The sequence below is a fragment of the Brevibacterium sp. CSND-B09 genome (assembly GCF_052906525.1).
In genome coordinates this window covers 2,857,274-2,878,325 of sequence record NZ_JBREGI010000001.1, presented here as the reverse complement: position 1 = coordinate 2,878,325, position 21,052 = coordinate 2,857,274, and the positions used below count along the sequence as shown (strand labels likewise).

Sequence of the window (21,052 nt, the reverse complement as noted above, 5' to 3'; positions counted from 1 at the left end):
GTGATATTTTTACCACATGTCACGGGAGTTGGGAACAGGCTCGGATGAATCCGACGATGCGGTCTTCAAGGCCCTGGCCAACCCCACCCGCCGACGCGTCCTCGACCTGCTGCGGACTCGACCGCGGACGACCGGTGAGGTCTGCGAGGCGTTTCCCGACCTCGATCGCACAACTGTGCTGCAGCATATTCGGGTACTCGAGGGCGCCGAGCTGGTCACCGGCCGCAAGGAGGGACGCACCCGACTGCTGGCTCTGGCACCGCTCCCGATCAAACGGATCCATGATCGCTGGATCGGCGAGTACACACGTGCGGCCGTCGGACTGCTCGCGCAGCTCCATGAGGATTCCCCGCGCTGACGATCCAGCCCTGCCCTTCAACCACAGGCTCGGTCGCACCCCGCAGTCTCCGGGTCAGCAGCGCCCGCGCTGACAGCTCAGCCGTGCCCGTTGTTCCGCCTCTGCAGAGTCCGCGCGATCCACGACAGGGCACCGGTGAACAGCAGAAGCAGAGCACACACCAGGAAGGTCGACGACGACCCGAGATAGGTGAAACCGAGCCCGCCGACCACACCTGCGACGGACAGCCCGATGTCGAAGTTCATATTCCATGCGACGCTGGCCCGGCTCGGCGAACTGACCGCGGCGAAGGCCATGACGAGACTTGCCGACTGCATGGCGCCCAATCCCAATCCGATGACGAGCATCGAGACGAACAGCGTCCCACCGTAGGAGACGACAGCGCAGACCAGCCCGATCGCCGTCAGGACGAGGCCCAAGATGTTGAGGGCGAACGGCGGGAAGCTGTCCGAAACGGCCCCGACGACGAAGCGTCCGATGACCGCCGAGATCTGCATCCCGGCGATGAACAGTGCCGCTACGACGACGTCCTCGCCCGGACCGAAGCCGACGATGATCCCGAAGACGATCATGCCGACGAGGAACGGAGAGAGCATGAGGACGAGCCCGAGCGCTTCCCCCGCCCAGCGTCCTGCTTTTCGGAGGCTCCGCTTCTCGTTGCGTCCGGACCGAACCCCGACCGTCTCGTTGCCGCTCGGCGATGCTCCCGAATCGTCATTCCCACGCCGAGGCGGCCGACCGGGTACGTATTTGAGCACAGTGGGGATGGCCAGGAGGAGACAGGCGCAGACGATGATGCGGAAGGTCCAGATCGGGATCGTCTCAACCAACCACAGCCCCAGCGGAGCTCCGACGGCCGCGGCCAGGGAAGTGATCCCACCGAAGAAGCCCAGCGCCTTGCCGGTCCGTCCCGGCGCGGTCGTTCCTGGGACCGCGGCATTGGCGAGGACGACGAAGAGCCCGAACCCGACGCCTCCGCAGAGTCCGGCGAGGACGAGTGCCAACAGGGGCGGGGTGACGAAGAGTCCGAGGAGCTGGCCGAGGAACTGCAGGACTAGAGCCAGCATGAGCGAGGCCTTGAAACCGAAGACGCGACCGGCCCACGGGGCGAAGGGCTGGGCGACGATGACACCGATCATCATCGTCGTCAGCACGGACCCGCCGGTGACGGTCGACAGTCCGTCCGTCGCCGCAATCGTCACCATCGTCGAATAGCTGAAGAAGAAGGCGGAGAACCCGAACATCGCCGTCCACACCAGACCCAACAGAGCCGGGGTGTACGTCGCCTGAGACGGATGTTCGGGGTCCATAGTCCGAGGTTACGACATCGGCACTGCATCTGCCGTGCCCGCACCATCTGCCGTCCATCTGGTGGAGAAGTGTTCACCTCCACGTCAGAATGATCGCCTACCATCGGTCCATGAACTCATCGGAACTCAGCTCGGACCTCAAACGCGACGCTCCCAGTGGCACCATCGACACCGCATTCGTCCTCAAATTCGAACCGCTCTATGCCCTCACGGACCTCGAGTCGGAGATCTTCAGTGATATCGGCCCGAAGACGAAGGTCCGCGAATCGTTCAAACGCAAGCATTTCCTCAAGGTCGCCGAGTGGAAGGCCATCGGAGTTCTGCCGAGCCTCGAGGAGATCTCGTCCGATGACATCGACTTCGTCACCGGCGTCGCGCTCGACGATGACACACCCAACCGCTTCCGTCTGCCTTTGCTGCAGATGCTGCCCGGAGTGGGAATTCCGATGGCCAGCACCCTGCTCACCGTGGTCAATCCCAAGAAGTTCTCCATCATGGATTCCCGGGCGCTGACCGTTCTGCACGATTTCGCTCTCGTGCCCACGGACAATCCGGCGCAGATGGACTATCAGACCTACCGCAAACTCATGAAGTCCCTGGCCAAGGGCGCCAACTGCGCCCCGATCGACCTGTACCGGGCGCTTATCGCCTATTCGCGGCAGGAACGAGACTAAGTCTTCACCCCCACGGGGCGGATCTGCCGACAGCCAGCGGACACGATGCTCTGCCGGCGGCGTGGGAACGGAACTCTCTCAGGCGGCCAGCTCCTGCAGACGCCTCTGCCAGAACACGATCTCCTCGGTCAGTCGGGCCGGGTCGAGACCATCCGCATACTGGGTGAGCTCGTCCTCCTGCGTCGGTGACATGACTCCCGCTGCGCGCAGACGTTCGAACGGTGTGCGCGGTTCGTCGTAGATTCGCCGCTGGTCGCCGTCACCGTCATCGGCCCAGCCAGCCGGTTTGCGCGTGGGAGTGAAGTAGTTGAGCCGGTCATCGACCGCGCGCCAAAGTCCGTTGAGTGCAGACCGGGCCTCTTCGGTGTCATAGCGGCGGATATTGCCGTACTCATGGACGAGATGCTGATGCCGCGAGGCTTCCGGAAGCCGATCGCGGCGGAGATCTTTGAGCACCGGACTGAAATGGATATCCAGTCCCCGCGCCCACCGGTCGGTCGCCTCGTGGACGGTGCCATCGGCATTGCTCAGCTCGATGGCATTGACCCAGAGGGGATTCCCCTGCACCTCATCGAGCGACCACTGCAGCACGTCCACCATGGTGCCCGGAGCGTTGTCGGCAAGGCTGTGGGTGAAGACCCAACCGGTGTGCAGGCAGGAGGCGCTGATCGTGAACACACAGTTCGAGGCCCGGGTCGGTCCTGCGTGGGCAATGGTGTCGACGAGGAAGAATCCGGGTTCGTACTCGTTCGGTCCCGAAGCGAAGTCGAGGAAGTCTTCGCTGGGACTGGTGAATCGTTTCGTCGACACCCGACGGTCTCGGAAGTCCTCGGCTCGCGCGGTGCGCAGATACCGGTCGATCGACGCCGGACTGACGGCGAGCAGCTCGGACCGGACCTCGAGGCTGTAACCGTCGCGGTCGGGCACCAGGGCACCGTGTCGCTCGGCCGCATCGAGCAGCCGCGGCATCACAGCGGCCAGGTACTTTCCACTCTGGAACCCAGACCACTCCCAGATCCGGACGAGGAGTGCACGCGATTCAGGTGAGTATTTGCAGCACCTCGACGCCTGCTGGTCGGCGGGCGGATCGTCGTAGTCATCGTCTTCCCCGATGCGGAAGGCCGCCAGGCGGCGCCGCGCATGGTCACGTGACCACCCGGTGAGGATCATGACCTCGTCGAGGATCCACCCTTTGTCCTTCTTCCGCGCCGACGAATACAACTCGAGATAGTCATCGACGTCGAATTCTGCTTCAGTTGTCTCTGGGGAAGGAATGCTCTGAATATTCTGCTGATCGTGCATCAATTTTGTTAATTCCTCCGAATTCGGGGAAGCCACTTCTTTGTTTTCGCTCTACCCCGGAACGATTTGCATAATGCTATTCTGAGTTCAGGCAGGAGGTCTTCCTAAACGACAGAAGACGCAGAGATGTCACAGACTGCAGCACGGCTGCTCGGGTTATTGTCACTGTTGATGGTGCCCCGAACCTGGTCGGGTACCGAATTGGCAGATCGTCTGGAAGTGAGTCCGCGGACCGTCCGGAACGATATCGGCACGCTCCGCGATATCGGCTACTCGATCGACGGCACACGCGGAACCGAGGGCGGATATCGTCTCTCCTCCAACGGTGTGGGCATCCCGCCGCTCATGTTCGACGCCGATGAAGCGGTGGCGGTCGCCGTCGGCCTCCACTCGGGGCTGAGCTGCATCATCGGCGGAATGGAAGAGACTTCGGCACTGGCACTGGCGAAGCTCGAGACCATTCTCCCCACCGCGGTCCGGGCACGGGTGCAGAGCCTTGCGCACTTCACTGTTCCGGTCGTCGGCAATCAGCCGATGCCGATTGTCGACCCCAACCTCATCGTCACTCTCATCGACCACTGTCGCCGACACGAACGCCTGCGCTTCACGTATCTCGGTGAGCCGTCCGACCGCTCACCCGGCGGCACAGGCGACTCATGCGCCACCAGCCCAGTTACAGCCGACCCGGACACCGGCGACTCTCTCCTACCGAACGACCCGAGCAGCACCTCGGCACACGAGGTCCATCTGGAAGTCGAAGCCTACCGACTCGTCAATCGTCAGCACCGCTGGCACCTGCTGGCCTTCGAACCCCAGGCTGAGGACTGGCGAGTCTTCAGCGCAGAACGCATCGTGCCGAAGACCCCGAGCGGCCGCAGCTTCACTCCACGTCCGCTGCCGACCGACGACATCGGGGAATTCGTCGAACGACACGCCACGGAACCCAGGTGGCGGCATTCGGCCCAAGTCATCGTCGATGCACCGGCGCCCACAGTGATGAAGAAGCTCGCGTCCGCCGAAGGCACTGTCGAAGCACTCGAGGACGACCGCTGTCTCGTCACCGTCGGCGGCCAGAGCCTCACCACGATGGCCCTGGCCCTGGCGCGCTTGGACACCGACTTCACCGTCATCGACAGTCCCGACCTCCGCGAATGCCTCCACCGACTCTCGGTCCAGCTCGGTCGGGCTGCCGAGGGCCATGCGGCACCCGACCTCGCACCTTCCCGAGCGAAGAATGCGGCTCCCCGAGCAGCGAAATAGGGATAAGGTCACAACCCGACATAAAAGCCTTTGTGCGAATATGTGAAATTTCGCGGGCATAACCCGTGAGTCATGTCCATTCCTTGTCGCCCGAGAACACCGAGCGGTAACTTTCCTGGATACGTTTCAGGTATCGGTTCGCTTGATGGCGACTAATCCATTCGGGCCGCCGCCGACCACAATCCCTAATCCTCTGATCGGAGAAATGAGATGCTTCTGCCGTGCTTCGGCACAGCAACGAGTCCTCGTACCGCCATCCTCGATTCCGACGGCAGGCCGCAGTGACAGCAACAGATGACGGACGGTCGATGACGACCGGAAATCTCCGCAGCGCTGACGTCCTCGCCGAGCGCATCCACCGCACGAACATCACCTATGCCCGCCTCTATGGGCCGCTGGTGGTGCTGGTGATCGCCGCTTCGTTCTTCCCCTACTACTCCCCCGAACCGGACAGTTCGGTCACATACGGGAACCTGTGGCAGGAAGTCCTCAGCATCGGACGGGGAGTCGACGTCTTCGCGCTCTTCGCTCTGCTGTTCACCACCGGGCTGCTGTGCCTGGCAGCGGTGGGTCGCACGACAACCGCCGTTCTGATCGCGATTCTCACCGGCGCGATCGTCATCGGCTGCACCCTTCTGCAGGCACCCGGCTATGTCAGCCCACCGGCGCTGACGATCTTCGGCATCATCGACATCTCGCTGAGCTTCCTCATCGCCGCGATCACCGTGGTGCATTCCCTGCACCTGTTCACCCTCGACCTCGGGTTCCAGCGTCGCACCGCATGAGACCAGCGCTGCCCAGCGTGAAAGCAGCATCGCACCGCGCAAGACGACGGCGCTTCACTCGGTCAACCAACCGATCTCCCCGCGGCCTGCAGCGCCGGGATGACCTCGTTGCGGGTCAGTGGCGCGAATTGGCGGATACCGGTGTCCGCGGGCAGCGGGTCGATGGGAAACCATCCGGCTTCGGCAATCTCGGCCAGATGCGCGATGTTCTCCACATCGAGTGCTGCCGGCAGACCGTCATAGCAGAACACGTCGCCGATGACACGGTGATCGGCTTCGTTCGCCGCCGCGGCAGCAAACGTGCCCAAAGCGTGCAGTCGGTGACGGTCCAGATCGAGTCCGAGCTCCTCGGCGATCTCACGGACGATGGTGTCCTCAGCGGTCTCCCCCTCTTCGGGTTTGCCGCCGGGCAGCATGAAGGAACTGGTCCCGACCTTGCGCACCATGAGCAGTTCCCGGCGTTGCGGGTGGAGGAGGACGAGCGCGGAGACGCGGATGTCATTCATTCCGACCACACTCCGGACGCTCCTCGGCGGTGGGAATCGAGCAGGTGCGTATCGACCATGCCGATGGCCTCCATCAGCGCATACATCGTCGTCGGTCCCACGAAGCGGAACCCCTTCTTCTTCAGCGCCTTCGACAGCGCCACGGATTCCGGTCCGGTCGTCGGGATCTCGGCAATGGTACGCGGTCGCGGGGTCTGCGCAGGTTGGAACGACCACAGGAACGCATCGAGTCCGCCGTCTTCACGCAGTTCGATCACGCGAGCGGCATTGTTGATGCAGGCTTCGATCTTGCCGCGGTGGCGGATGATCCCGGAATCGGTCAGCAGCTGCTCGATCTCGCTGTCGCCGAAGCGGGCCACGGCGTCGGGATCGAATCCGGCGAAGACCTCACGGAACCGACTCCGCTTCTTCAGAATCGTCAGCCACGACAGACCGGCCTGGAATCCCTCGAGGCTCATCCGCTCGAACAGCCCCGCCTCGTCGTGGATGGGCAGACCCCACTCACTGTCGTAGTAGTCCAGCAGCATCGGGTCGCCGTACGCCCACGGGGTGCGGGCAAGTCCGTCGTTGCCGGTGACGGCTCCCCCGGATGCACTCGGCTGTGATTCGTCGTCCATCCTGCAACCGTATCGCGTCGCACTGACATTGCCCGCGCACCCCCACGCTCCGGTCTCCTGCGGCAACGGTCCAGCCCCGTGTCAGATGTCTCCGATAGGGTGCGGCCATGACTTCAGTGCTCCTCCTCGGCTTCGGTGCCATCGGCCGTCACGTCGCCCGGCTGCTCTCTCCCGAGCTCGAGTCCGGGGCGTTCAACCTGACCGCCCTGGTCTCGGATCGAGCCAACCACAGAGGTCGCCCGAATCACGGCGCCGAGGTGGTCGACCTCCCCACGCTCACCACCCCAGTTCACGAACCGGCCCCATCGTTGCCTGCTGCGTCATCGACACAATCACCGTCGCCGAGGATGTTCGACCGCTTCGATGTCATCGTCGAATGCGCCGGGGTTCCCGCCGCCGCCCGATTCGGCCCCGCCGTCATCGCGGCCGGTCGCCCATTCGTGCTCACCAGTGTCGGAGCCATGGCCGATCCCGGCACCCGTGCGGGTCTGCTCGCCGGACCCGGCCGCCTGCATGTGACCAATGGGGCGATCGGCGGACTCGATGTGCTCGAGGCGGCGGCTCAGTCCGATGGCCTAGACAGCGTCGAAATCACCACCTCGAAGGAGGCGAGCGGACTCATCCGACCGTGGATGTCCGAGACCGAAGCCGAGCGTCTGCGTGTCCTCCGTCCTGAGGACGGCCCTCTGACGGTGTTCGAGGGCAATCCCGCCGAGGCGATCGAGAAGTTCCCCGCCAATGTCAACATCGCCGTCGCCCTCGCTTGGGCCACCCGCGGACTGAGTTCTGCTGCACCGGCCTCAGACTCAGGAGCCAGAGCGGCGTCGACCGATTCCGCACCTGAACGCACCGATGCCGACTTACTCGGTGCCTCGTTGGAGCGGGTGCGGGTCGTGCTCCAGGCGGTCGCCGGTCAGACCCAGTCCGCCCACCGAATCCGGGCGTCCGGGTCCGCAGGGGAATTCGCCTTCGAAATCCGGTCGACACCGAGCCCGGAGAACCCTGCCACCAGCGGGCTGACGGCTCTGTCCGTCGCCCGGGCCCTGCGCACCGTGACGGCAGGGTGATCACCTGGCCGCCCCCCGAGCCCACCACGCAGCGTCCGTCGGCCTCGGCGCTTGAGATCGACGCATTCTCGGTGCGAGAAATGACGGCGCCCGGAACCGCCGGCCGTCAGGCCAGGGATCCCGGGCGCCGCACTCACCCGCCGGAATCAGTCATCCGGATATCGCGATTCAGTCATCGCGGTGGGTGATGTTCTCCTGGAGTTGGAGGAATTCGACGTGACGTTCGTACTGGTCGAGCACGTCATCGATGATCTGCTCCTTCGAGAAGCCCATGATGTCGTAGCCCTGACCGGTGCCGCCGTCGAGGTAGACCTCCATCCGGTAGTAGTCCTCGCCGGTTCCACGGGGGACCATTCCGCCGAATGACGGCACGCTGACCTTGTGCGGCCACACCTGATAGCGGAACGGGTATTCCCCGTCTCCGTCGACCTCGAACTGGAAGAGTTCGCCGTCGTCGACGAACACGCCTTCGGAGTCGACGCGACCGCAGCGTGACGAGATTCCGCGGCCCTCCATCTCTTCGGCCACCTCGTGGAGCGTGGGGATGAGGACCTTCTGCTCGAACTCCTCGGCACGCGTCTTGTTCGGGAAGGACAGCACCCGCCCGAGCTGACGCTGCCAAGTCTCGTGGCCGGGACCGCGGGAGCGACGGGCCAGAGAGCCGGGCAGGGTCGTATCGACGCTGTCGACGCGGTTCGCCTCGACTCGCAGGGCCTTGTACAGGCCGATCATGACGAGGATGACGACGAAGGCGAAGGGCAGGCCCATGATCACCGTCGCGTTCTGCAGCGCGCCGATGCCCCCGACGAGCAGCATCGCCACCGTCAGGGCTCCGGTCGACAGGGCCCAGAAGATGCGCAGTCCGGCGCGTCCGTCTTCGGCGGGATTGCGCAGGTTCGACGACAGGTTCGCCATGACCAGGGCCGCGGAGTCCGCTGTGGTGACGTAGAACAGCAGCGCCGTGATCGTGGCCAGAGCGGCGATGAAGGCGAAGGCCGGGTAGCGTGAGAGCAGGTCGTAGAACCCGCCCTCAGGACTGAGCATGACCGACTCACCGAACTTCTTGTCTCCGCTGCGGATGATGTCCAGGGCCGAGTTTCCGTAGATCGAGATCCACATGAAGATGTAGATGAACGGAATCGTCAGGGTGCCCAGCACGAACTGGCGGATGGTGCGTCCGCGGGAGATCCGGGCGAGGAAGAGTCCGACGAACGAGGCGAAGGCGATCCACCAAGCCCAGAAGAACAGGGTCCAGTCGGTCATCCATGTGCCGGTGTCTTCGAAGGCGAAGGTCTGACCGGCCATGTTCGGAAACAGACGGACGAAATCCGTGACGTTGAGGACGAAGGCATTGAGCAGGAACTTCGTATTTCCGGCCACGAGCACCCAGAGGCTCAAGGCGATCGCGAGGACGACGTTGAGGATGGACAGGAACTTGATTCCCTTATCCACACCTGAAACTGCCGAGAGCGTGGCGACACCGACTCCGACGACGACGATGCCGACCTGGGTGCCGACTCCGATGGGTATTCCGAAGACCGTGTTGAGGCCGACGTTGACCATGACGACGCCGATGCCCAACGAGGTGGCCACACCGAAGATCGTGCCCAGCAGGGCAGCGAAGTCGACCGTCTCGCCCAGAGCACCATGGACGCGTTTGCCGAAGATCGGGGCCAGTGCCGAGCGGATCGCCAGCGGCATATTCATCCGGTACGCGAAGTAGGCCAGGGCCATACCCATGAGTGCGTAGAGTCCCCAACCGCTCAGGCCGTAGTGGAAGAGCGCCCACACAGTGGACTCGCGGGCTGCGTCGACCGTTTCGGCTTCGGTGCTCGGCGGGGTGAGGTACATCGTGACCGGTTCGGCCACGGCGAAGAACATGAGGTCGGTGCTGATGCCGGCGGCGAAGAGCATCGACGCCCAGGCGATGAGCCCGAATTCGGGTTTCGAGTGTTCAGGGCCGAGCTTCGTGTTTCCGTAGCGAGAGGCCGCCAAGTAGATGACGAAGACGAGGACGGCGAGGACGAGAAGGACGTAGAACCAGCCGAACCAATCGGAGGTCCAACCGACGACGGCGCCGAGGACCGCCTCTGCGTTGGTCGGTGAGATGAGGGCCCATACGGTGATGGCGAGCGCCACCAGAGCTGCCGCCAGGAACACCTTCTTATTCACGGGAGGCAGCGACGGCTTCGCCTTGTCCTTCGCCTCTCCCTTCGGTTCACCCGGCGGGGTGTCGACTGATGCTGACATGGTTGTGCTCCTTATCCGGACGCTGTTGCGTCGTGGCATCGGACCCGGTCGAACAGGGTGCTCAACCGAGCATGATCAACGGCTGTTGCTGAATGAGATTCCGTCCTCGCCGATCCCCCGGATTACCGGGGACGGCCAACAACGGAGGTTACCACATAGACACTTCCGGTCACTTATCCTGTGATGCCACGCGAATCTGCAGATCAGCGACTCACCCTCGCCGAGGTGGGGCTTCACCGACCGTGTCAGCGTCGGTTCGGCCCCGCCCGCCTCGGCGGAATGTCCATCGAGTCTCAGAGGGAGACGAAGAGCAGCGCGGCAGCCATCACCACCCCGGAGCCGAGGAACGTGATGACGGTGTAGCCGAGGATGTCGCGCATCTTCAGTCCGGCGATCGCGAGCACCGGCAGCGCCCAGAAGGGTTGGAGCATGTTCGTCCACTGGTCGCCGTAGGACACGGCCATGATCGCGATCGACGGGTCGACGCCGAGTTGGTTGGCCGCGTCGAGCATGATCGGGCCCTGCACGGCGAACTGTCCGCCGCCGGAAGGCACGAAGAAGTTGACGAGTCCGGCCGAGAGCAGCGCAAGGACGCCGAAGGTCGTGGTGTTCGAGATCGAGACGAAGGCATCGGAGAACACGGCGATGAGTCCGGTCGAGGACATGATGCCGAGGATTCCGGCGTAGAGCGGGAACTGCAGGAGGATCTCGCCGACGTTCGACGCCGCCTCCTTCGTCAGGTGGATGAGCTCGAACGGGTTGCGCACGAGCAGGAGGATGAGCGCGAGGAACGACCAATTGACGATGTCGAGCGTCAGTCCCCCGCCTTGGGCGAAGTGGATGATGAGATAGGCGACGAGAGCGAGCCCGACGACCACAGTAAGGATGCGTGAGGCGTCGATCCGGTCGGCCGGTGTGACGACCTCCTCGTCGACCTCGCTCTGCCCCTCCGAACTCACCGCGGCGGGGAGTTCGTAGACGGTGGCGCCGGCCTTGGGTGCGACGAGTAAGAAGAGGAGCGCGCAGACGATGATGACGCCGGCGATGGCCAGCAGGTTCCAGCCGGCGAAGATCGTCTCCGACACCGGGACCGTCTTCCCGCCGAGGGATTCGGAGAGGAAGGAGTCCGGAGTGGCCGCGGTCAGCGGACCCGATCCCGAATAACCCATGTGCCAGACGACGAATCCGGAGTAGCCGGCGGCGACGAGCAGCGGGAAGTGGACCTTGATTCCGCGTTCGCGTGACTGCACGGCGATCTCACGGGCGAGCAGGGCGCCGACGACGAGACCGAGGCCCCAGGTGATGAGGCTGGCGAGGGCGGCGACGACGAAGACGAAGACATAGGCGAAGGTGGCGTTTCCGGGAACGCGAGCGAGCCAGGCCAGCAGCTTCCGCACGGGTCCGGTGTTGGCGAGGATGTGGCCGAGCAGGAGGATCAGGCACATCTGCGTCATGAACTCGAGCAGACCGGCCAGACCCTCACCCCAGCCAGTGACGACGTCCGTGGGTCCGGCGTCGGTGAAGATGAACGCTAGGACGGCGACGATGAGGGTGAGGACGATGGCGAAGGTCAGGGCCGAGGGAATCCACTGTTCGAGGAATCGGTTGACCGGCCGCATGATCCCTTTTGAGGCTGCGGCGTTGACCTGGGTCGACGGCTTCGGTGCCGACATGGGAAGACCTCCCGCTGAGAATTATGAGAATTGGCTGTGCGTGGTCTCAGCATACAATCAGGGCGCTGTCCCTGTAAGAGACAGCGCCCTGAGCGCGATCACAACCCGGTCACGATCGGAACCCGGATTCTCGGGCTCCGCGCGTACCGATCAGTCCTGTTTGTACACGAGCTGCTTGTTGACGAACTCGTCCATCGCCAGCGGACCGAGTTCCCGGCCGACACCGGAGCGCTTGACTCCGCCGAAGGGCAGGAATTCGCGGCTGCCCTCCGGAGCGTTGAGGAAGACCATGCCGGAGTCGATCTGGTCGCCGACGCGTTCGGCACGGGCGATGTCGGTGGAGAACACGGCGGCGCCCAGGCCGAAGGGGGTGTCGTTGGCGAGCTCGACGGCTTCTTCCTCGCTGCTGACCTTGTAGACGATGACGGCGGGTCCGAAGAGCTCTTCGTAGTATCCGCGCATGCCCTTCTGCACATCGGTGAGGACGACGGGTTCGACGTAGGCTCCGCCGCCGTCGTACTTCTTACCGCCGGCCAGCAGGGTCGCGCCCTCACTGACGGTGTCCTGGACCTGCTCGACGAAGCGGTCGGCGGCGGCGACCGACGACAGCGGGGACAGTCGGGAGCCTTCCTCGCCGGGAACGGCGGGGGTGTTCTTCTTGGCCGCCTCGGTGATGGAGGAGACGAAGTCGTCGTAGATGTCGTCCATGACGATCATCCGCTTGGGCGAGTTGCAGGCCTGGCCGGTGTTGCCCATGCGGGTGTTGAAGAACGTCTTCGCGGACTTCTGGACGTCGTCCGTGTCGAGCAGGATGTACGGGTCGGATCCGCCGAGTTCGAGCACGACCTTCTTGAGGTTCTTTCCGGCCTCGGCAGCGACGGCGGCACCGGCGCGCTCGGATCCGGTCAGGGACACACCGTGGTTGCGCGGGTCGGGCAGGATGATGTCGGCGACCTGCTCGTTGCTGGCGTAGATGTTGATGTACGCGCCTTCGGGCAGGCCGGCCGCGATGAAGATCTCTTCCATGATCTGCGCCGAGCGGGGGCACTGCGGGGCGTGCTTGAGCAGGATCGTGTTGCCCAGGGCCAGGTTCGGGGCGGCGAAGCGGGCGACCTGGTAGTAAGGGAAGTTCCACGGCATGATGCCCAGCAGCGAACCGACGGGCTTGCGGCGGATCATGGCGGTGGCGTCCTTGGGTCCGCGCAGGGGTTCGTCGGCCATGAAGGCTTCGGCGTTGTCGGCGAAGTATTTGTAGATCATCGAGCTCAGCTGAACCTCGCCCTTGCCCTCGGGCACGGACTTGCCCATTTCGAGCTTGATGACTTCGGCGAGCTCCTCGGCGCGCTCGGCGTAGATCTCGGACACGCGGGTGAGGATGGCGGCGCGCTCGGCGACCGTGGTCCGGCTCCACTCGTCGAATGTCGTCGCCGAACGATCGAGGGCGGCGAGGATCTCGGCATCGGTGGCGGTGGGGAATTCTTCGGCGACTTGGCCGGTCGCCGGGTCGGTGACGCGATACATGGTGGTCATGGCTGTCCTCTTTCACTTCGACGGGGTTGAGGCGATCACCGATGGTGTGATCGCAGGTCCATCCCCCACGCTATGGCCGAACCCCGGCGTCGGCAACGGCGGTCTCACCTCCTGGGCAGATTCCCAGCCATCGCCGAGGCGGCCGACCCGACCGACGGTGCGCGCAGCAACGCCGCCGGTCGGGCCTATTCCGCCGGTCAGGTCTGATCCGCCGGTCGGATCTGATCCGCCGGTCGGGTTCGTCCCGATCCCTCAGCCGGTGACGCCGGTGATCTCGTCGGTGGCGTGCGGCAGCTCAGCGCTCTTCTCCACTTTCCCGGTGCCGAGGTCGACGATGTGGATCTCCGACTTCTCCGGATCGGACACGTACGCTTTCTCCCCCTGCACGAACAGGGTCGGTCGGGCCTGCTGCCAGTCGACCGGTTCCTTCCATTCGTCGATGACAGGGTATTCCTCATCGATGTCACCGGACTTCGGGTCGATGACCCGCAGCGTCCCATCGGTGCCGAGGACGAGGGCCTCACCGTCAGGGCCGCGACCCAGCGAACGGAAGCTGTACGAGGCGCCGAGGTCGACGAGCTTCATCGTGCCTGCCTCGGTGTCGGTGAGGCTGATGCGCTCAGGACGCTCGAGCTCGGCGTCTTCGTCGACCTTGTAGTCGCCGAGAACGACTGGGGACTCGTCACTGCCGGCCTGATTGCCGATGCGCCCGTAGTCATCCTCCGCGTCGATCTTGCTGAACTCACCGTCCTTGTACAGCAGAATTCCGTCCTCGCAGCCGAGCGCAATGGCTTCGTTCTCGGCCGCCGCTTCGCCGTGAACACCGGGGCAGTCCTCGCTGCGGGCGATCTCCTTGCCCGACTCGTCGACGACCTTCGCTCCGGAGCGCTCCTCCTCGGTGCCGATGGTGTGCAGAGTCGACCCGTCTTCGAGTCGGACCGCGACACCGTGGTGCGGCTCTTCGGCTTCGATCACCTGCGGGTCCGGTGCGCCTTCGGCGAAGGAGGACGTGTCGAAGGTCTGGATCTTCCCATCGCCGTCGCCGAAGAGTACGGTCGTCCCGCCGTGCCGGACGACGTGCCCGGGAGTGTCGGTTTCATAGACCGTGTCGGTCAGGGTCGGCGCCGCGGCATAGCTGTGAGTGTGGTCGCCGTGCTCTTCGGTCCAGACCCCCGCGTCGAAGAGCCGGAACCCCTCGGCCACGGAGACCATGACGTGGCGGGAGTCGCCGACGGGATTGACGCGGTTGAAGCCTTCGAGCTTCGCATCGTCGATGACCTCGAGGGTCTGCGCGTCGAGCGTCATGATCCCACCGTCGTAGGTGGTCACCAAGCGCGGGGCGGGGGCGTCGAGTTCCTCGGCGTCCTCGGCCCCGGCCTGTTCACCGCTGTGGTCGTCGTGACCGGCCGCTTCGCTTTCGCTTCCGCTCGTGCCGCAGGCTGCCAGCAGCAGGGTCGCGGCGAGGGCCGCGGATGCGGAGCCGATGATCGTGCGGTGTCGCCTCATCACTGGTGTTCTCATTTCCTCTGTTCTCTCTTCTTCTCTGTGGTGGATTTCAGTCTTCGGGTGCCAGTCCCGCGGCGATGGCCTCGGCGTTGGCTTTCTGCATGTCGATGTAGGTGGCGGCGCCCCCGTCGGCCTCGGTCAGGGATTCCGAGTACAGGGGCACCACCTCGACCTCTGCATCGACCTCACCGGAGAGCGCCTCGGCAAGTTTCTGCGGTTGGGAGGAGTCGGCGAAGATCGTCGGTACACCTGCTTCCTCGACAGTTCTGGCGAGCTCCTCGAGGTCGGCGGCCGAGGGTGAGGCGAGCGTTGTGCCGCTGGGCAGGACAGCACCGATGACCTCGAAGTCGAAGCGCTCGGCGAAGTAGCCGAACACGTGGTGGTTGGTCACGAGCTTCCGCCGGTCGGCAGGGATCGCCTCGGCGATGTCCGCGATCTCGGCATCGAGGTCTTTCAGCTGGTCCCGGTAGGTGTCTGCGGAAGCGGCGACCGCATCGGCGACCTCACTTTCGACCTGTTCTGCCAGGGTGTCTTCGATGGCGTCGACGGCGGTCAGCATGCGTTCCGGGTCGGTCCAGAAGTGCGGATCCGCTTGGCCCGAGCTCTCCCCGCTGCGATAGTCGAGCGGATCGATGTGCTCCCCGACTTCGAGGACCTCGACGCCTTCGCTGCGGGCATTGTCGAGGTTCGCGTTCAGTCCCTCTTCGAGACCGAGGCCGTTGGAAACGATGAGATCCGCTGATTCCATCTGCCCGGCTTCCTTCGCCGAGATGCCGAAGGAGTGGGGATCGGCGTTGGGTTTCATGAGCACCGTGACGTCGGCGGATTCTCCGACGACATTGCGCACGACATCGCCGAGGATGTTCGTCGTCACGACGATGCGCGGGGTCTCCTGCCCGGTCGAGCAGGCCGTGACCGCGGCGGTGAGGCCGAGGGCGAGCGCCGCGGCGAACAGCGAAGTGAACGGTCGGGGCCTGCGCGGTTCTCTCGGGACTCCGGGCCGCGCGCCTTTCGTGCTCATCGGCCGGTGACCGCGAGCGCGGCCGGAGTTCCGCCGACGTCGAAGCTGCGCGCCTGGCGCAGCCCGTCGGCCTGGTCGAGTTCGAGAACTGTGCCGGAACTCGGGTCGCTGACATAGGTGCGCTCCCGGTCGACGACGACATCGGGACCGGACCCGTGCCCCTCGCTCTCTGTCTTCGGCACGTCGATGAGGTTCTCCTTCGTCTCGGACTCTCCTGTCTCGGGATCGATCGCGTAGGCCGTGCCGTCGGCATCGAGGGCGACCACGGCGGAGTCGTCGCCGGCCACGGAGGCGGCGACCACCTCGGCGCCGGTGTCGGCATACGTCCATTCACCGGACTTCGCATCGAACAGGCCGATTCCGTGGTCATCGAGAGGTGCGGCGGTGAGGTCGCGGCCGACCTCCACCGACCAGGCACGCGACCCGTCGGCTTCGTCGGGATAGGGCACGAGCTTCGCGGAGAGATCGTCATCGAACGTCATCAGCCCCTCGGCGCAGGCGAAGGCGGGACCCTCTCTGGTGACCCCGGTGCCGTGGATATCCGCGCAGTCCTCATCGACGGGTTCGGCTTTGCCCTTCTCGTCGTAGACGGCGAGTGAGGACGGCAGATCCTCCGACGATTCGCCGGGGACGGTGGAGATCAGGTGGTCTTCGTAGGGCACCGCGACACCGTGGTGGGGACCGGGCCTGATGGTGCCCAGCTGTTCGACGTTCCCGTCGCCGAGTCCGCCGCGGTCAAGGAGCTTCGCGCGTCCTTCTCCGTCGAAGAAGAGTGCGACGCCCGTGCCGGCCGAGACGACATGGGCGGGATCGTCGCCGGTGACCGCGTCGAGCGCTGTCGGTTCGGCGCGGTAGTAGTGCTTGTGGTCGCCGTGGTCGACGGTCCAGACTCCCGTGTCGACGGGGGTCACGGTTCCGGCTTCCTGATCGGCGAGGTAGAGAAAGCGGGCGTCGGTCCCGGCAAGTGTGGTGTCCGCGGTTGCAGGCACCTCGAGCACGGTCTCCTCGCTGATCAGGTCGAGGATCTGCACGGCACCCGATTCCGAGTCGCTGACGCTCAGGCGCAGCTGCGGTTCGCTCGCCTCCTCGGCGCCTTCGACGTAGCCGTGCGGGGTGGCGGAGTCGGTGTCGGACTCGGGCTCCGCCGCTTCCGGAGAGGCATTCTGACATCCGACGAGCAGTGCGGCCGCGAGGATCGATGCGGCGGCGGGGAGTGGCAGGTTCTTCATAACGACTTTCTAATGATATTCATTCTCATTACCAGTGAGATACTAGCGCATTGCGGAGTCGTTTCGCGACGAGGGCGACAAAGAAGGCCCCGACTGCGACGAGGGCGATCGTCGCCCCGGCCGAGGTTCCCGCGTGCCAGCTGATCAGCAGACCCGCGAAGGTCGCGAAGGCACCGAGTGCCGCCGCGGCGACCATCATCGCCCCGACGCTCCTGAACAGCAGGAACGCCGTGGCCGGTGGCCCGATGAGAAGTCCGAAGACGAGCAGCGTGCCGACGATCTGGAACGACGCGACCACCGCCAGGGCCGTGAGGACGAGCAGCGCCGCATGCGCCCACCCTGGCCGCATGGCCAGGGTGGCGGCCTTGCGCTCATCGAAGGCCAGGGCGAGGAACGGCCGCCGCAGAAGGATGCAGGCGAGCACGCCGAGTCCGGTCGCGACGCCGAGGATGACGAGATCAGCCCAGCGGACGCCGAGCACGTCCCCGAACAGGAAGGCGGTGAGGTCGACGGCGAAGGACTGCGAATGGGAGATGATGACGACGCCGAATGCGAGCATGCCGACGAACAGCAGCCCGATGCTCACGTCCTGGGACAGCTTTGATTCGCGTGCGACCCAGGTGATGCCCGCGGCCATGAGCAGGGCGCTGATCGCTGCACCGATCATCAGATGCCCGCCGAGCAGGGCGGCGATCGCCACCCCCGGGAGCATGCCGTGGGACATCGCATCCCCGAAGAATGCGAGTCCGCGCAGCACCACCCAAGTGCCGATGCAGCCGCAGAGAATGGCCGCGAGCACACCAGCAATGAGCGCGCGGAGTACGAAGGAGACGCCGAAGGGCTCGAGGATGAGTTCCATTCAGATGATGATAACCGTTATTATTATCAAATGGACAAATCGTCTCCCGCTATCGACGTCACGGGCCTGACCTGCCACTACGGCGGGCTTCTCGCCGTCGACGCCATCGACCTGCACATTCCGGTCGGGGCGGTCATCGCCCTCGTCGGCCATAACGGCTCCGGCAAGTCGACTGTGCTCATGGCCCTGGCCGGACTGCTCAGCCCCAGCGCCGGAGCGATCATGGGCAGACCTGCCGATATCGCATTCGTGCCCCAGCGCAGCACCGCTCCCGACCATCTGCCGATCACCGTCAGACAGACGGTCGAGATGGGCCGGTGGAGGAGGACGGGTCTCTTCGGGCGCCTCGGCGCCGCGGATCGGAGGATCGTCTCGGACTGCGTCGACCGGCTGCACATCTCCGATCTTGCCGACCGCCGCCTCGGCGGACTCTCCGGTGGCCAGCGGCAGCGTACGCTTGTCGCCCAAGGACTGGCCCAGGACGCACCCCTGCTTCTCCTCGACGAACCGTTGGCGGGAGTCGACTCCGAGGCGGTCGCGCTCATCGGTCGAGCCATCGATCAGGCACGCTCCGAAGGTACGACGATCGTCCTGGCCACTCACGACGAGGCGCAGGCCCACTCCGCGGATCAGGTGGTCCGACTGCACCGAGGATCTGTTGCCGAGGTGCGCACGCGGGGCCGGGAAGGCGGCTCAGAGACACCCACAGAGCACAGACGACTGCTACGGTAACCCCATGGCCAGTGTGACTGAACTCGTGAAGCGCTACTACACCACCGTCGATGCCGGAGATGCGGACGCCACCTCGGCGCTGTTCGCCGCGGACGCCAGCTATGATCGACCGGGCTATCCGACGATGGTCGGCCAGCAGATCACCGACTTCTACCATGGCGAACGCGTCATCGAATCCGGTGCGCATTCGCTGCAGGAGATCCTCGTCGACAGTGATCGCGCGTCCAGTCGCGGTGTCTTCAGCGGCCGTCTCAAGAACGGCTCTGAGACCTCGGTGGGTTTTGCGGACTTCTTCCTCTTCGACACCGAGGGCCTCATCGCCGAACGCACCACGTACTTCTACCAAGCAGCGGTCTGACACCAAGCAGCGGCCTGAACCGCTTGTGCCCGATCACCGGCCTGAGCCGCTGCGGCTGATCACATCGTGTTGACGATCAGTCCGATGTGTGTGTAGAAGTTCATCGCGCCGAAGAGGACGAACACGATTCCGGTGATCGTCCAGACCACGCCGGTCACGGAGATCGCAGCTCCACCGACTTGCGCGTCGACCGGGGTGCTCAGCACCTTGCGCACCGCGAAGGGGAACAGCACCGCCCCGAGACCGACCAGGGCGAAGAGCAGTGACATGAATGTGGCTTCGATGACCGGGTAGTCAGCAAAGGCACCGGAGATCGGCTCCTGCGGCGGAGCGGCGAAGAGCTGGTAGACCGTTCCCGCGAGTGCGATGGCGAAGAGGGCGAGTCCGAGCGCGGCGATGAAGATCGACAGCGGCTTCACCGTGCTTGCCGCCATCCCCAGCGGATCGGCATCGGCCTTGAGGTCGGCCCCGCGCTTCCACAGATACCATGCAGCAGCGAGCATGAGCACGCCGAAGGCGAGGCTCGTCTCACCGAAGATGACGTTGTCGAAGGCGAATCCGCCCGCTGCCAGCGGCCAGGTCAGCGTCATGTGCAGACCGGTCAGGGTGAGGATGAGTCCCAGCACGCCGAAGGTCAGCGCCCATCCGTCGGTGCTGAGCGCGCGTCTGCCTCCACGCCATTTCGATCCTGCGCTGTCAGCGACTCCGGCCGTCCCTCCGGCACGGCGCAGTTCCCGGTAGAACAGGACGACGGCGAGCAGTCCGGCGCCGACCGCCACTGACATGATCGTGTTGTAGGTGGGCATCGTGGCCCAATCGATCATTCCCGGCGATTCGACGCCGGTGAAGAATCTGCCCATAGTGATTTCCTCCTGAGGTGATCGCATTGCGGCATCCGGGGCAGGTTGCCCCGGAGCCCCAATGCACTTGCTCTTATGACAACGCTGAGAATCACCTCAAAGATTCCTTATTCGTCCTGGTGAGAGTGTCTGACTCGTCACCAATACGGGCCAACGGTCAGCACGTGGGAAGACGTTTCAGCGCCCCTGACCGCGGGCCTCGAGCACCGCCTTCTGGATCCGATCCCGGACGGCCGCTGCCTGTGGGGTCGGGGTCGGGCCATAAGCGTCTTCGACCTGTTCGAAGACGTCCTCCATACCTGCGGGATCGATATCGACCGGCAGGTCCTCGATGGCGGCGAACGCCGGTCCGATATGGTCCATGAAACCGCGGATCCCGGCCTCTCCCCCGCCGAAGTGCATGCCTTCGAACTGGCCGATGGCCGACCAGCGCAGACCCAGCGAATTCTTCATCACCGTGTCGAGCCCCTCGGCAGTGACGACGCCGTTCTGCACGAGCGAGATCGCCTCTTTCATCAGCGCATTCTGCAGCCGGTTGCCGACGAATCCGCGGATCTCGCGCCCCAGCACCACCGGTTCGCGCCCGCAGCTGCGGTAGAACTCGACCGCGGCCTCCACGGTCTCCTGGGAGGTCTGCGGCGACGGCACGACCTCGACGAGAGGCATGAGGTGCGGTGGATTGAACGGGTGGCCGACGATGACGCGGGAGGCCGCGGACTCGGGCAGTGCGGCCGCGATCGTTGAGGCCGGGATCGTCGACGACGATGTGGCGAACACGGCCCCGGCCGGAGCCGCCTCGGCGATCTGAGAGAACAGCACGGGCTTCGATTCCGGATCCTCGGGACCGGATTCCTGGACGAAGACGACACCTGCCACTGCGGCCTCGACGGATTCGGCGAGTTCCACGGTGCCGACTTCAGAGGCCAACTCATCTTCGGCGGAGGCATCAGCGGTGACGTCGGCCTGTAAGCCGGCGACCACCTCGGCGAGGTCGGGACGCGGGTCGAAGACCCGCACCGTGTACCCGCTGCGGGCGAAGAGGAAGGCGAACGATCGGCCGATGGTTCCGGCGCCGATGACGGCGACTGTTGAGCTCATGCGACCAGGCTATACCCGCCCCACCTGCTCGAGCGGCGGAGTTCACTGGGGCGTGCG

20 protein-coding genes are annotated in these 21,052 nt (G+C 64.9%); 7 read left to right on the top strand and 13 right to left on the bottom strand.

Features of this window, described 5'->3' with window-relative positions; all coding sequences use genetic code 11:
• Window positions 1–16: 16 nt before the first annotated feature.
• On the top strand, window positions 17–358 hold the full coding sequence (locus tag ACU4IU_RS12860) for an ArsR/SmtB family transcription factor (RefSeq protein ID WP_420095758.1): 342 nt from the start codon (window positions 17–19) through the stop codon (window positions 356–358).
• Between the two features lie 77 nt (window positions 359–435).
• Here the strand turns inward: ACU4IU_RS12860 and ACU4IU_RS12855 are convergent, their stop codons facing one another.
• Window positions 436–1,668, bottom strand: coding sequence for an MFS transporter (locus tag ACU4IU_RS12855; protein ID WP_446656932.1), 1,233 nt, complete (start codon window positions 1,666–1,668; stop codon window positions 436–438).
• A 110-nt stretch (window positions 1,669–1,778) separates the two neighbouring features.
• Between ACU4IU_RS12855 and ACU4IU_RS12850 the strand changes: the two genes are divergently transcribed.
• The gene (locus tag ACU4IU_RS12850) at window positions 1,779–2,342 is read left to right on the top strand and encodes a hypothetical protein (protein WP_446656931.1); all 564 of its coding nucleotides are present in this window, start codon (window positions 1,779–1,781) and stop codon (window positions 2,340–2,342) included.
• Between the two features lie 78 nt (window positions 2,343–2,420).
• On the opposite strand, the gene ACU4IU_RS12845 is transcribed toward ACU4IU_RS12850, so the two are convergent.
• Window positions 2,421–3,644 carry a hypothetical protein gene (locus ACU4IU_RS12845; protein WP_446656930.1) on the bottom strand — a complete coding sequence of 408 codons (1,224 nt, stop codon included), beginning with the start codon at window positions 3,642–3,644 and terminating at the stop codon, window positions 2,421–2,423.
• Between the two features lie 126 nt (window positions 3,645–3,770).
• Between ACU4IU_RS12845 and ACU4IU_RS12840 the strand changes: the two genes are divergently transcribed.
• Both ACU4IU_RS12840 and ACU4IU_RS12835 read left to right on the top strand, forming a co-directional pair.
• On the top strand, window positions 3,771–4,904 hold the full coding sequence (locus ACU4IU_RS12840; RefSeq protein WP_376905879.1) for a helix-turn-helix transcriptional regulator: 1,134 nt from the start codon (window positions 3,771–3,773) through the stop codon (window positions 4,902–4,904).
• A gap of 308 nt (window positions 4,905–5,212) precedes the next feature.
• The gene (locus ACU4IU_RS12835; RefSeq protein ID WP_259357458.1) at window positions 5,213–5,689 is read left to right on the top strand and encodes a hypothetical protein; all 477 of its coding nucleotides are present in this window, start codon (window positions 5,213–5,215) and stop codon (window positions 5,687–5,689) included.
• A 62-nt stretch (window positions 5,690–5,751) separates the two neighbouring features.
• On the opposite strand, the gene ACU4IU_RS12830 is transcribed toward ACU4IU_RS12835, so the two are convergent.
• Together ACU4IU_RS12830 and ACU4IU_RS12825 are read right to left on the bottom strand one after the other, a co-directional pair.
• Window positions 5,752–6,195: an NUDIX hydrolase gene (locus ACU4IU_RS12830; protein WP_259357457.1), complete on the bottom strand. Its 444-nt coding sequence runs from the start codon at window positions 6,193–6,195 to the stop codon at window positions 5,752–5,754.
• Window positions 6,192–6,812: a DNA-3-methyladenine glycosylase I gene (locus ACU4IU_RS12825; RefSeq protein WP_259357456.1), complete on the bottom strand. Its 621-nt coding sequence runs from the start codon at window positions 6,810–6,812 to the stop codon at window positions 6,192–6,194. Before ACU4IU_RS12825 ends, ACU4IU_RS12830 begins: the two co-directional genes overlap by 4 nt.
• Window positions 6,813–6,919: 107 nt before the next feature.
• Between ACU4IU_RS12825 and ACU4IU_RS12820 the strand changes: the two genes are divergently transcribed.
• Window positions 6,920–7,879, top strand: a complete 960-nt coding sequence (locus ACU4IU_RS12820) for an aspartate dehydrogenase domain-containing protein (protein WP_376905880.1) — start codon at window positions 6,920–6,922, stop codon at window positions 7,877–7,879.
• A 168-nt stretch (window positions 7,880–8,047) separates the two neighbouring features.
• Here ACU4IU_RS12820 and betT read toward each other — a convergent pair whose 3' ends face one another.
• From betT to aztB, 7 genes are all read right to left on the bottom strand, one after another.
• Entirely contained in the window at window positions 8,048–10,129 is a 2,082-nt protein-coding gene (gene betT, locus ACU4IU_RS12815) for a choline BCCT transporter BetT (RefSeq protein WP_376905881.1), read from the bottom strand.
• 293 nt (window positions 10,130–10,422) lie between these two features.
• On the bottom strand, window positions 10,423–11,802 hold the full coding sequence (locus tag ACU4IU_RS12810) for a short-chain fatty acid transporter (RefSeq protein WP_376905883.1): 1,380 nt from the start codon (window positions 11,800–11,802) through the stop codon (window positions 10,423–10,425).
• Window positions 11,803–11,952: 150 nt separating this feature from the next.
• Complete coding sequence (locus ACU4IU_RS12805; protein ID WP_376905884.1) at window positions 11,953–13,332, bottom strand: NAD-dependent succinate-semialdehyde dehydrogenase; 1,380 nt, start codon at window positions 13,330–13,332, stop codon at window positions 11,953–11,955.
• Between the two features lie 252 nt (window positions 13,333–13,584).
• Entirely contained in the window at window positions 13,585–14,838 is a 1,254-nt protein-coding gene (gene aztD, locus ACU4IU_RS12800; protein ID WP_446656929.1) for a zinc metallochaperone AztD, read from the bottom strand.
• Window positions 14,839–14,887: 49 nt separating this feature from the next.
• Complete coding sequence (gene aztC / locus ACU4IU_RS12795) at window positions 14,888–15,859, bottom strand: zinc ABC transporter substrate-binding protein AztC (protein WP_446656928.1); 972 nt, start codon at window positions 15,857–15,859, stop codon at window positions 14,888–14,890.
• Window positions 15,856–17,088, bottom strand: coding sequence for a hypothetical protein (locus ACU4IU_RS12790; protein ID WP_420095475.1), 1,233 nt, complete (start codon window positions 17,086–17,088; stop codon window positions 15,856–15,858). The genes aztC and ACU4IU_RS12790 overlap by 4 nt, the downstream gene beginning before the upstream one ends.
• Window positions 17,089–17,116: 28 nt before the next feature.
• A complete protein-coding gene (gene aztB / locus ACU4IU_RS12785; RefSeq protein WP_446656927.1) occupies window positions 17,117–17,947 on the bottom strand; it encodes a zinc ABC transporter permease AztB in 831 nt (276 codons plus the stop codon).
• A 30-nt stretch (window positions 17,948–17,977) separates the two neighbouring features.
• Here aztB and aztA point away from each other — a divergent pair, with 30 nt between their 5' ends.
• Both aztA and ACU4IU_RS12775 read left to right on the top strand, forming a co-directional pair.
• Window positions 17,978–18,679: a zinc ABC transporter ATP-binding protein AztA gene (aztA, locus tag ACU4IU_RS12780; RefSeq protein ID WP_446656926.1), complete on the top strand. Its 702-nt coding sequence runs from the start codon at window positions 17,978–17,980 to the stop codon at window positions 18,677–18,679.
• 4 nt (window positions 18,680–18,683) lie between these two features.
• Window positions 18,684–19,037: a nuclear transport factor 2 family protein gene (locus ACU4IU_RS12775; RefSeq protein ID WP_446656925.1), complete on the top strand. Its 354-nt coding sequence runs from the start codon at window positions 18,684–18,686 to the stop codon at window positions 19,035–19,037.
• Window positions 19,038–19,096: 59 nt separating this feature from the next.
• Here the strand turns inward: ACU4IU_RS12775 and ACU4IU_RS12770 are convergent, their stop codons facing one another.
• Both ACU4IU_RS12770 and ACU4IU_RS12765 read right to left on the bottom strand, forming a co-directional pair.
• On the bottom strand, window positions 19,097–19,897 hold the full coding sequence (locus ACU4IU_RS12770; RefSeq protein ID WP_446656924.1) for a DUF981 family protein: 801 nt from the start codon (window positions 19,895–19,897) through the stop codon (window positions 19,097–19,099).
• Between the two features lie 177 nt (window positions 19,898–20,074).
• Complete coding sequence (locus ACU4IU_RS12765) at window positions 20,075–20,995, bottom strand: 3-hydroxyacyl-CoA dehydrogenase NAD-binding domain-containing protein (protein WP_259357444.1); 921 nt, start codon at window positions 20,993–20,995, stop codon at window positions 20,075–20,077.
• Window positions 20,996–21,052: the final 57 nt, after the last annotated feature.